The sequence below is a fragment of the Actinocrinis sp. genome (genome assembly GCF_035938995.1).
Taxonomy (GTDB): domain Bacteria; phylum Actinomycetota; class Actinomycetes; order Streptomycetales; family Catenulisporaceae; genus DASZGI01.
In genome coordinates this window covers 1-11,656 of sequence record NZ_DASZGI010000335.1, presented here as the reverse complement: position 1 = coordinate 11,656, position 11,656 = coordinate 1, and the positions used below count along the sequence as shown (strand labels likewise).

General features: G+C 68.0%; 9 protein-coding genes. 6 read left to right on the top strand and 3 right to left on the bottom strand.

Annotation, left to right across the window (positions count from 1 at the left end):
• The first annotated feature begins 121 nt into the window (after positions 1-121).
• Positions 122-1,075: a carbohydrate kinase gene (locus VGZ32_RS24065; RefSeq protein ID WP_326888452.1), complete on the top strand. Its 954-nt coding sequence runs from the start codon at positions 122-124 to the stop codon at positions 1,073-1,075.
• Between the two features lie 140 nt (positions 1,076-1,215).
• Here VGZ32_RS24065 and VGZ32_RS24060 read toward each other — a convergent pair whose 3' ends face one another.
• Together VGZ32_RS24060 and VGZ32_RS24055 are read right to left on the bottom strand one after the other, a co-directional pair.
• Entirely contained in the window at positions 1,216-1,977 is a 762-nt protein-coding gene (locus VGZ32_RS24060) for a DeoR/GlpR family DNA-binding transcription regulator (protein ID WP_349263729.1), read from the bottom strand.
• Between the two features lie 125 nt (positions 1,978-2,102).
• Positions 2,103-3,578: a mannitol dehydrogenase family protein gene (locus VGZ32_RS24055; protein WP_326888450.1), complete on the bottom strand. Its 1,476-nt coding sequence runs from the start codon at positions 3,576-3,578 to the stop codon at positions 2,103-2,105.
• Between the two features lie 549 nt (positions 3,579-4,127).
• Between VGZ32_RS24055 and VGZ32_RS24050 the strand changes: the two genes are divergently transcribed.
• From VGZ32_RS24050 to VGZ32_RS24030, 5 genes are all read left to right on the top strand, one after another.
• Positions 4,128-5,543, top strand: coding sequence for a sugar ABC transporter substrate-binding protein (locus VGZ32_RS24050; RefSeq protein ID WP_326888449.1), 1,416 nt, complete (start codon positions 4,128-4,130; stop codon positions 5,541-5,543).
• Between the two features lie 100 nt (positions 5,544-5,643).
• Positions 5,644-6,597, top strand: coding sequence for a sugar ABC transporter permease (locus tag VGZ32_RS24045; RefSeq protein ID WP_326888448.1), 954 nt, complete (start codon positions 5,644-5,646; stop codon positions 6,595-6,597).
• Positions 6,594-7,427, top strand: coding sequence for a carbohydrate ABC transporter permease (locus tag VGZ32_RS24040; RefSeq protein ID WP_326888447.1), 834 nt, complete (start codon positions 6,594-6,596; stop codon positions 7,425-7,427). The genes VGZ32_RS24045 and VGZ32_RS24040 overlap by 4 nt, the downstream gene beginning before the upstream one ends.
• A gap of 208 nt (positions 7,428-7,635) precedes the next feature.
• Complete coding sequence (locus tag VGZ32_RS24035) at positions 7,636-8,676, top strand: LacI family DNA-binding transcriptional regulator (protein ID WP_326888446.1); 1,041 nt, start codon at positions 7,636-7,638, stop codon at positions 8,674-8,676.
• Entirely contained in the window at positions 8,673-9,311 is a 639-nt protein-coding gene (locus tag VGZ32_RS24030) for a nucleoside/nucleotide kinase family protein (RefSeq protein ID WP_326888445.1), read from the top strand. Before VGZ32_RS24035 ends, VGZ32_RS24030 begins: the two co-directional genes overlap by 4 nt.
• Before the next feature lie 343 nt (positions 9,312-9,654).
• Here VGZ32_RS24030 and VGZ32_RS24025 read toward each other — a convergent pair whose 3' ends face one another.
• On the bottom strand, positions 9,655-11,097 hold the full coding sequence (locus VGZ32_RS24025; RefSeq protein WP_326888444.1) for a sialidase family protein: 1,443 nt from the start codon (positions 11,095-11,097) through the stop codon (positions 9,655-9,657).
• Positions 11,098-11,656 lie beyond the last annotated feature (559 nt).

Genomic DNA, 11,656 nt, shown 5'->3' with positions numbered 1-11,656 from the left:
GACCGGCCCGACCGTTTCGACGGGTACCATTCATGACCGTGCTGTTCTTGCCGGAGCCGCGGGCCGGCGCGCTCGCGATCCCGAATGTGTTCGGCCTCGTGGTTGACCGCGGAGCGAGGGGATGACGGCGCGGCGGGCGGTCGCGGTCGTCGGCGAGGCGCTGGTCGACATCGTCCATCGGGTCGACGGGAGCGTCGACGAGGCACCCGGGGGGAGTCCGGCGAACGTGGCGTTGACGCTGGGGCGGCTGGGGCAGCGTCCGCAGCTGGTGACGTGTCTCGGCGATGACCGACACGGGCAGCGCATCCGCACGTGGCTTGCCGAGTCAGGGGTCGATGTCACGAGCGTGCCGCTGGCCCGGACGTCCACCGGGACCGCGGTGTTGGACGAGTCGGGGGCTGCTCGGTACTCCTTCGACCTCGAGTGGTCGGTGGACGCCGAATCGGCCGAGCCCGCGGACGTGCTGCACACCGGCTCGATCGCGACAGTGCTGGAGCCGGGGGCATCGCGGATCGAACGGCTTCTGGGGGAGCGCCGGCCCACCACGACCATCACCCTCGACCTCAACATCCGGCCCTCGCTCATCGCGGACGCCGCTGGAACCCGTGACCGCATCGCGCGGCTGGTGCGACTCGCCGATGTGGTGAAGGCCAGCGACGAGGACGTGGCGTGGCTGCACCCGGGCCGTTCAACGGACGACGTGGCCGATGCATGGCTCGCAGAAGGCGCCACGTTGGCATTGATCACCGGCGGGGCGGAGGGGATGACCGGTTATACGACGGCCGGCCGGGTCCATCGCGCGGCGGCGCGGACCACAGTCGTGGACACGGTCGGCGCCGGGGACACGGTCACCGGGGCCTTCATCGACGCGCTGATCCGCCTCGGCCTTGTGGGCTCCGGCCGGCGAGCGGCGCTCGCCGGCATGCCGCTGGAGTTGCTCGGCCGGATCCTGGAGCGCTGCGTCGCCGCCGCCGCGATCACCGTTTCGCGGCCCGGCGCCGATCCGCCGCGACTTGCCGAACTGCCTGCTTTCGAGCTCGGCGTCGGCACGGTATCCGATCCCTCCGGCCGGTAGACGCAGGAGTTTGGAGGCAAAGACAGACCCCTGTCGGGCATACACCGTGACACTGCGGTGGATTCTGCGTGCGGCGTCGAATCGCGGCTCGGATCCGGACGAGGTGAACGGCTCTTCGCGCCCTCGATCCAAGTGAACGATCAGACACGGACCAGGTGCACGCCCGTCGCACCAAACGACACCGCGCTTTCCTCGTCGAGCCCGGAGTCGGTGATGAAGAGGTCGACGTCGCCCAGCCCGCCGAACCGGGCGACGCAATCGTTGCCGACCTTGGTGTGGTCTGCGAGCAGCACCGTACGCCGCGCCGCGGCGATCATCGCCCGCTTCACCGCCGCCTCGGCGACGTCCGGTGTGGTCAGACCGCGGCGCTCGGAGACGCCGTTGCAGCCGATGAACGCCACGTCCACACACAGGTGAGACAGCGCGGCCAGCGCCCAGTCGTCCACCGCAGCCAGTTTTCGCCCCCCGATCCGGCCTCCGACCAGCATGACGGTGAGGTTCGAGCGGACGGCCAACTGGGCCGCGAACGGCAGGAAGCCGACTATCACGGTCAGCTTCCGATCGGCGGGAACCATCTCCACCAGCCGCCCGGTCGTGGTGCCGGCATCGATGATCACCGAGCCCCGGTCCGGCAACTCGGCTAAAGCCGCCTTCGCGATCCGCTCCTTCTCGTCGGCCATCACGGCATCACCGGCCGCTGCTTCGGGCTCGAATCCCAGCCGCTCGACGGAGAGGGCTCCGCCGCGTACGCGGCGCACCACACCGGCCCGTGCCAACACTGTCAGATCCCTGCGGATCGTGTCGCTGGTCACGATCAGTTCGTCGGCGAGAGCGACGACGTCGACTCTGCCCTCGGCACGGGCCTTCGCCAAGATCGCCTGTTGCCGTTCTTCCGCGTACATATCCTCCCTCATGTCGCCTGAACTGTGTGTCAGACCCGTGGCACCAGATCGGCATCTAGATGACTCCGCAGCCGCTTCGGCGTTGTCCCGGCCGCCGCCACCGTGCCCGTGGTGCTCGCGTGCTGTCAGGAGGAGAGCAGGTTGCGCAGCGCGGCCCGAGTTCCCTTGGCGTGGATGTCGCCGAGAACTTGTGCGTAGTCCTCGACGAATGCGTTGTAGTGGCTGATGTCCCCGAAAACGGCCTTGTTCTCGATGAACGCGGTCGGATTCGACGGGTACGTATTCGCAGCGGCCATCAGCTCTTCCCGGCGCGGGTCGACGACGTTGATCGGCTGTCCGTCTTCGTCGGTGCCTTCGACGTACCGGGCCCAGGAAGCGACCGTGGCGGCGCACATCGGCGAGCGGGCACCGCCTGCCAGCCGCGCCCTCGCGACCGGCATGAGGAATTTGGGAATGCGGTCGGATGTCTCGGCGCAGATGCGGGCCAGCTCGTCCTGGATGGCGGGGTTGGAGAACCGCTCGACGACGGTGCGCCCGTACATGCCCAGGTCGACGCCGGGGATCGGCTGAAGGGTGGGGACGGCCTCTTCGTCGATATAGCGCAGGACCAGGGTGCGGATGTCGGGATCGGCGAGCGCTTCGTGCACATAGGTGTGCCCGAGCAGATGCCCGAAGTAGCACAGTGCTTGGTGGGTGCCGTTGGCCAGAGCCAGCTTCATCCGCTCGTAGGGCTCCACGTCGTGCACCACTTGCACGCCGACGTCCTCGAAGGCGGGGCGTCCTGCGGCGAAGTCGTCCTGCAGGACCCACTGATGGAAGGGTTCGCAGGTGACGGGGCTGTTGTCGACGTAGGCATGCTCCTGCCAGATGTGTACGACGTCCTGCGTCGTGGTGCGCGGCGTGACCCGGTCGACCATCGAGTTCGGGAACGTGCAGTTGCGCTGTATCCAGTCGGCCACCGCGGAATCGCGTGCGTACGCGAACCCGAGGAAGGCGGTACGTGCCACGGCGCCGTTGCCTTGAATGTTGTCGCACGACATGACGGTGAAGCCGCTCAGCCCCCGTTTCATGCGCAGTGCCGCGGCCTGGAATACGAGCCCGAAGACCGATCGGCTCGGAGTGGCGGAACGCAGGTCTTCCCGCAACGCGGGGGTGTCACCGAGGAACTTCCCGTCGACGTCGCTGACGTTGTAGCCGCCTTCGGTGATCGTCAGACCGACGATGCGGGTGTCCGGGTGCGCGATCCGCTCCACGACGCGCGAGGGGTCATCAGGGGCGTACAGGAAGTCGTCGAGGGATCCTATGACGGTGCTGTCTTTCGTGCCGTCGGCCTGTTTGACGGTCAGGGTGTACAGGTAGTCCTGCTTGCGGAGGATGTCGCGGGTCGTGTCCTCACCGGCCATCACGCCCGCTCCGCAGACGGCCCAGTCCGCGGCCTGCCCGGCGCGCATGAGGCGGTCGAGGTACATCGCCTGATGCGAGCGGTGGAAGTGTCCGACGCCGAAATGCACGATGCCGGTGGCGCGGGCCGTGCGATCGTAGGTCGGCGCGTTCACATCCGGGGTGAGTGAGCCGAGGTTCACGCCGTTGAGGTCGAGCATGTGTCCCTCCAAACCTGGTGGTTGTGGCGCGGGCATGCGGACGGCGTCGATCGGGCCCGGGCAGCAGGCGATCGCCACACCTCGCCTGCGGTACACGAGAACACTGCGCAGCGATCTCGTCCTGGGTGAACCCGCACCGCGGCGGTCGCAGCGCCGGCTGTGCGGTATATCGCACTGTTGACACGGTCCGTTGACGGACAGCCGGTCCGGTGCCGGTGCGGCGGCACCGGACCGCCGTAGATGCGCCGCCGTCCGCGGCGCCGCGAGAACCTGGACCGACGCCTGTGACCAGGGTTTGCCGCGCCGTCTCGGCTACCCCGGTCCCATCCCGCCCCGGTTTCGCTGGCGTGAACATAGTGCCGCGCAAGGGCTTGCGCAAGCGCTTTCGCGTTGTTAGCGTCCTCCGGGTCGCAAGCGCTTGCGCATGAGTTCGTACACGCGCAGATCCCGCGAAGCACAGGTGAAACCGGCTCGACACTTCCGCCGGCCGACCGCCTCGCCGCCGTCCGGGGCTCCGAACCACGATTCCGACTCAGGAGGCGCACAACAATGAACAGACTCGCCAGGTCAGCACTACCGAAGGCCGGAGCGGGCGCGCGCGGGCTCGCCCGGCGACCGGCCCCCCGCGTGGCCGTCGCGGGAGCGGCGGCGCTGGCGCTGACTCTGGGGGCGTGCAGCTCGGGTTCCTCGAGCACCAGTGACAACAGCAGCAGCGGGGCGACGGGAACCATCACCGTCGCCGTCGTCGACAATCCCCTGATGAAGACGATCGAGCAGCTCACGCCGGCCGGTTTCGAGGCCGCGCACCCGGGGGTCAAGGTCAAATTCGTGACCCTGGACGAGAACACGCTGCGCGATCAGGTGACCAAGGACGTCGCCGCCGGGGGCGGACAGTACGACGTCGTCATGATCGGCCCGAACGACATCCCGACCTGGTCGAAGAACGGCTGGATCAAGGATCTGACGCAGTACGCCGGTGATCCGGCCTACGACGTGGGCGACCTCATCAAGCCGATACGCGACGCGCTGTCGGCCGGCGGCAAGCTGTACGCGGTGCCGTTCTACGGCGAGTCCTCATTCCTGATGTACCGCAAGGACCTGCTGGCAGCCAAGGGTCTGACCATGCCCGCCAATCCCACCTGGCAGCAGGTCGCCGACATCGCGCAGAAGCTCAACGACCCGGCCGACGGCGTCGCGGGGATCTGCCTGCGCGGCAAAACCGGGTGGGGCGAGAACCTCGGACCGCTGGACACCGTGGTCAACACGTTCGGGGGCCAGTGGTTCAACATGCAGTGGCAGCCGCAGCTGACGGCCGCGCCCTTCGAACAGGCCGTCAGCTTCTATGTCAACCTGCTCAAAACCGCCGGCGAGCCGGGCGCGGCCGACGACAGCTTCAACGAGTGCCTGAACACCATGGAGCAGGGCAAGGCGGCCATGTGGTACGACGCGACCGTCGCGGCCTCCACCCTGGACGCGTCGCCGAGCCCGATCGCCGGCAAGCTCGGGTTCGCGCCGGCCCCGGTGGTCAAGACCACGGCATCCGGCTGGCTGTGGGCGTGGGCGCTGGCGATCGAGGGCTCGTCAAAGCATCAGGGCGCTGCCTGGCAGTTCATGGATTGGGCCACCTCGAAGGATTACATCAACTACGACGCGCAGAAGAACGGCTGGGCGTCGGTGCCCCCGGGCACTCGGGTGTCGACCTATGACAACCCCGACTACCAGAAGGCCGCAGCGGACTTCGCCTCGCTGACCCTCCAGTCGATCCAGTCGGTCAACGTCAACCACCCCGGGGTCGCCGACCAGCCCTACAGCGGCATCCAGTACGTGGCCATCCCGGAGTTCGCCGACCTGGGCACCAAGGTGTCCCAGGAGATCACGGCCGCGATCGCCGGCCAGGAGTCGGTGGCTACGGCCCTCAGTAAGAGCCAGGGGTACGCCGAGCAGGTCGCGCAGAACTACCAGTAACCGCCCGACGAACCGACGACCGTTCCCCAAGACCGTGAGCTGCCTGGCGGAGCCCGCCGATCGGGCTCCGCCACGCAGCCGCCCCGCGAAGTGAGGCAGCGTGACTCCTGCGACATCGACCTTGGCCCCGCCGACGGCCCCCTCCAAGCGCGCCGGTGCCGTCCGCATCAGGCGCGCCGGAGCCTGGGTGCGCCGGCTACCGCTGCTGCCGGCACTGATCTTCACGGTCGTCGTCACGCAGGTGCCCTTCCTGCTGACCATCTGGTACAGCCTGCAGTCGTGGAACCTGCTGAACCCCGGCAGCAAACACTTCGTCGGGCTGCGCAACTACCAGCGGATCTTCTCTGACAGCATCTTCCGCACCGCTGTCGTCAACACCGTGGTGCTGACAGCGGTGCCGGTCATGTTGTCCCTGGTGATAGGCACCGGCATCGCCTTGCTGCTGGACCGGCGCGTGTTCGGCCGCGGCGTGTTGCGCACCTTGATCGTCAGTCCCTTCCTGGTCATGCCGGCCGCCGCCGCGCTGGTGTGGAAGTTCACGATCCTCGATCCGGTGTTCGGTGTGTTGAACTACGCCCTGAGGCCGTTCGGGGTGCACAACGTCGACTGGATCAACATCCATCCGCAGGCCACGATCATCATCGTGCTGACTTGGCAGTGGACGCCGTTCATGGTCCTGATCGTGCTCGCCGGGCTGCAGTCCCAGCGGCAGGAGGTGCTGGAGGCCGCCCGGGTCGACGGCGCCGGCGATCTGCGTATCTTCCGCTCGTTCACGCTGCCCCATCTGCGCCCGTACCTGGAGTTGGGCATCCTGCTCGGCTCCATCTACATCGTGCAGGCCTTCGACGCCATCTTCATGATCACGTCCGGCGGGCCGGGACAGAAGACGACGAACCTCGCCTACTACCTCTACGAGGTCGCCTTCCGTGCTTTCGACATCGGGCGCGCCTCGGCGATGGGCGTCGTCGTGGTCATCGCGACCATCGCCATCGCCACGGGCGCCCTGCGCCTGATCTCCAGCCTGTTCACCGACGAAGGGATGACCGGACGATGAATACCGCGGCCCGCCGTGCCGGCTGGTCCACTCGCCTCGTGCTGGGCCTGCTGACCTGGATCATCGTGCTTCTGTTCTTCTTCCCCGTCCTCTGGATGGCGCTGACCGGCCTCAAACACGAACAAGACGCCGCGACCAACCCTCCTCGCTTCCTCTTCACACCGACCCTGAGCGAATACTCCGCGGTCTGGACCAACGGGCTGCGCCCCTACTTGGAGCACTCCATCACCATCACCGTGACCTCGACGCTCATCGTCCTGGTGCTCGCTCTGCCCGCGGCGTTCGCGCTGTCGATCCGCCCCGTGCGCAAGTGGCGCGACGTGCTGTTCTTCTTCATCTCCACCAAGATGCTGCCGATCGTGGGCGCGATCATCCCGCTGTACGTCATCGCACGCGACCTGCACCTGATCGACCGCCAACTGGCCCTGATCATCCTCTACACCTCGATGAACCTGCCGATCGCGGTGTGGATGCTGCGCTCGTTCCTGCTCGAGGTGCCACGGCAGATCATCGAGGCGGCACAGGTCGACGGCGCCGGGCTACTGCGCCAGCTGCGCTCGGTGGTCCTGCCGGTCATCAGCCCGGGAATGGCCGCTACGGCGCTGATCTGTTTCATCTTCGCGTGGAACGAGTTCTTCCTCGCGGTGAACCTCACTACGACCAACGCCGGCACCGTGCCGGTCTTCCTGGTCGGCTTCGTCGCACCGGAGGGCCAGTTCTGGGCGCACCTGTCGGCGGCCGCGACGGTGGCGTGCCTGCCCGTGCTGATCGCCGGGTGGGCGGCCCAGGACAAACTGGTGCGCGGCCTGTCCATGGGCGCCGTGCAGTAGCCCAAAGCCGAGACGGGCGCCCTAGGCGACGCAGCGGCGCCCGTCGCTTGAAGGGGCTTTCGCAGCGGCGGCGGTGTCGACCGCCAAGCGCCGGCCGCGCAGCCAGCGGGGTCGGCCAGTGCCCCTGTGGTGCGAGGATGGCTACCAGCGCGCCGTACACGCGGCGCCTACGGCGCGCCCGGCAGGGAGAGAGAGGGGGAATCGTCCGGTGACGACAACGACCATGGCGGAGGTCGCCCGGCTCGCAGGAGTGTCGACCACGACCGTGTCGCATGTGCTGAACAAGACACGCAAGGTCGCGCCCGAGACGGAGCAGCTTGTCTGGCGGGCGGTAGCGGATACCGGCTACCGGCACAACCTCGCCGCGCGGGCCCTGGCCACCCAGTCGACCGACACCATCGGCCTGGCCATGTCGGTGGTGACCAACCCCTACTTCGGCGAACTGGTGCGTGACGTCGACCGGCTGCTGCGCCGTGCGGGCTTCACAATGATCCTCGCCGACACCAACGACGACCCGTCAGTCGAGGCCGACGTCATCGACCACCTACTGGCGCGCCGGGTCAGCGGGCTGATCGTCAGCCCGCTGGAGGGTGACGGCGAGCTCACCGACAGCCTGCGCAGGCTGCTGGACGACGATTTCCCGCTGCTGTTTCTGGACAGGCGGTCGACACTACAGGCCGACCAGGTCTTCTCCGAATGCGTGGGCTCGATCTACCATCTGACCGCCCATCTGGCGGCCCAAGGACACCGGCGTATCGGCTATGTACAGGGGAGCCAGGCCGCGATGTCCGGGCGAGACCGACTGACCGGATACCGCAAGGCCGTCTCCGACCTGGGGCTCGACCACGACCCACAGCTGATCATCGCCGGCGAGTCGAACGAGCGGATCACCGAACAGCGCGTCGCGGAACACCTCACCGCCTCGGACGACCCCGCGACGGCGCTTGTCGTGTCCAACAACCAGATGACGCTGGGCACGCTGCGGGCCCTGCAGCGACTACGGCTCAAAGTGCCCCGCGACATCGCCATGGTCTGCTACGACGACTTCGAATGGGCCGATCTGTTCGACCCGCGGATCACCGCGACCGCCCAGGACGCCGCCACGCTTGCCTCGACCGCGGTCGACCTTCTGCTGAGCCGGATCAAGAACCCGGACCGCCCCCCGCTGGCCGTGTCGGTGCCGACCACGTTCCGTCACCGCGACTCGTGCGGCTGCGGCCGCCGCAAGTACAAGGGGGCGGCGCGGTGACCGCGGCACCGGAGGCTGAAACCGTGACCGTCGCCTCGCTCGCCGAGCGGATACGTGAGATGGCCGCAGCCTCGCCCCGCACGATCATCGGCATCGCCGGGCCGCCCGGCGCCGGTAAGAGCACCGTCGCCGAGGCGCTTGTGGACGCTCTCGGACCGGCCGCCGCGCTGGTCCCGATGGACGGCTTCCACCTGAGCAACCGCGTGCTCGAATCGCTGGGCCGCAGAGACCGCAAGGGTGCCCCCGACACCTTCGACGCGGCCGGGTACATCGCTCTGCTGAGGCGGCTGCGCACCCCCGACGCCGACATCGTCTACGCGCCGGCCTTCCGCAGAGACATCGAAGAACCGATCGGGTCCAGCATCCCGGTCCCGCCGACGACGCCGATCGTCATCACCGAGGGAAACTATCTGCTGCTCGACACTCACCCCTGGCGGCAGATCCGCGGCCTGATCGACGCCGCCTGGTACCTCCAGATCGACGACGCGGTCCGGGTGGAGCGGCTCGTCGCCCGCCATGTGGCCTTCGACAAGACCCCGCAGGCGGCCCGGGCGTGGGCCCAGGGCAGCGACCAGCGCAACGCCGACATCGTCGCCGCGACCGCCCGCCGCGCCGACCTGGTGTTGCGACTTTAACGCGACCCTGTGGGTGCCGATGATTCGTCTGTCCTGGTCAGACGACGAGCACACCTCGGCGGACTACTCAATGAATACCGCAACCCGGCATAAGTACCCTGTGATATCCGGCGGCAACGCCGCAGGTCGCAGTAGGCACGGCGTTTTCAAATAAGACAGGCCGCGGCGCGGGTCGGATTTCCCGGTTGAGTTCCGCGATCTCAGAACCGGGGAGCCGAGGACACGCGAGAACGGGTTGCCGTCAGGCGCGGCGTTCACGCATTGCGGGGACGCGCCGCCGCGCCGGTGCCCCTGCGGGCGGCCGGCGCGGCGTGTGGTGCAGGGTGTCAGGGTGCGAAAGGCGTCAGCCGGTGATCGAGAGGCCGCCGGTCGGGGTGTACATGGCCATGTGGAAGGTCGAGCCGCTCGGGGCGGCGGCGACCGGGACGACGGTGATCGCGTTGCCGCCGGCCAGGACCGTGGTGGCGATGTAGTCGCCGAACATCCGTCCCTGGGTGGTGTTGGGCAGCCAGGTCGTTTGCATCGGTCCGGCGAGCTGGGTCGGGGCGGACCAGGTGGTGCCGCCGTTGGTCGAGGAGATGTAGCCGACATCGAGCTGGCAGGTCGCGGAGGTGCACTTGGCGACCGGGTAGTAGTAGTAAGTCAGGCCTATGCGGGTGGTGCTGCCCGAGGTCGAGGCGTCCACGCCCAGGCCGGGCGTGAAGTGGTCGGCGCCGCTGGTGACCGCGTCGATCGGGACCCGGACCGGGGAGGTCCAGGTTCTCCCGGTGGTCGAGGTCGACAGGATGATGTCGTTGCTCGTGCAGCCGCTGCGGAAGCGGCAGTCGGCCCAGGACACGTACACCTTGCCGGAGGCGTCGATTTCAGCCGACGGCAGCACACTCTCCCGCAGCAGCTGCGGGATGGCCGTGCTGCCTGCGCTGCTGTGGATGATGTCCGCGTCCAGGCCGGCGACGGTGTGGTGGGTGGTGCGGGCGACCAGGACGCTGGAGGTCCAGCTGCTCCCGCCGTTGGTCGAGGTGAAGGCGCGGATCTGGTTGGAGCTGGCCGAGGAGAACGGCACGACCACGGTCCCGTTCGGCTGCACCAGCGGCTGGCCGCCGATGCCGGCGGGGTTGTCGGCCGGGTGCTTGAGCGCACCCCAGGTGGCGCCGCCGTCGGTCGAGGTGCTCATGTCCTCGCGGTCGCCGCTGGCCGCGGTGTCGAACTCGGTGTAGCAGTGCCCGTAGAACGCGCTGGCCGTGTGGTTGTCGCAGACCGTCCAGTTCTTGTCGTAGAACGTGCCGGTCGCCACGATCACCGGATTGCCCCAGGTGGTGGCGTTGGTGGAGCGACTGACGGCGACGTCCACGTTGCCGTTGGGCAGCAGGCCGAGGTAGGAGATGATCCACTCGCCGTGGTGGGCGTCGTAGGCGACCGTCGCGTCGCTGGCGGCGGTGTAGGGGCCGCCGGTGTTCCCGGTGGTGTCCGGCAGGTAGCCGTGGGTCCAGGTGGCGCCGCCGTCGGTGGACGTGGACCAGCCGATGTTGGAGGCGCCGCCGCCGGAGACGCGCCCGACCTGGAAGGTGGACACGATGGTGCTGCCGAAGCTGAAGATGTCCGGCTCGACCTCGGTGGCGTGCTGGGCCTGGCTGTCGGTGTAGGGGTCGCTGCTGACCTGGGTGAGGGCGACCCCGGCGGGCGGCGCGGCCGCCTGGGCCGGGATGGCGAGCGCGGTGGCCAGCGGGACGACGAGCACGGCGGCCGACAGGGCGGCGAGGCCATATCTCAGGGTACGATGATTCATGACGACCTTCTGGGGATCATGGTGTGGGTATTCGCGGCGGCCGTGCGGGTCGCGCCCGTCCGCCTCGGCACATCATGACTCTTATTGCCGCGCTCGGCTATCAGCCGCCGGCCACGGCGCGTATTTCCTGGCAGCAGCGCATATCAGGAGGAGTCGAAGCAAAAGTGGTGCAGAAAACCTGCGGACTCCACTTCGCGGCACGCTCACTCGACGCACTACACCTGCTACGTCTCACCTAACGAGAACGCGCGAGCCCTTGCATGAATTCTGTGCGCATCCGCGTGCCTGAGCGAAAGCCCAGCTGAGCGCCGCCTTATCGCAGAGATTTGACATACAAATTGCGCGTATGTATAACGCAGATGGAGTCTCTTCTCGCTCCTGTCCCAGGTGCCAACCACGAAATGGAGATCTCTTCCATGCACGGGAAACCCATTAGGGCACAGGCGGTTTCCGGCTTCATGCTGGCGCTGGCGGCCGTCGCGATTACACAGGCATCCCCGGCGCGCGCCGCGGCGGGACCGACCGTCACCTACGCGTCGTGTGGTGACACGAGTTACTT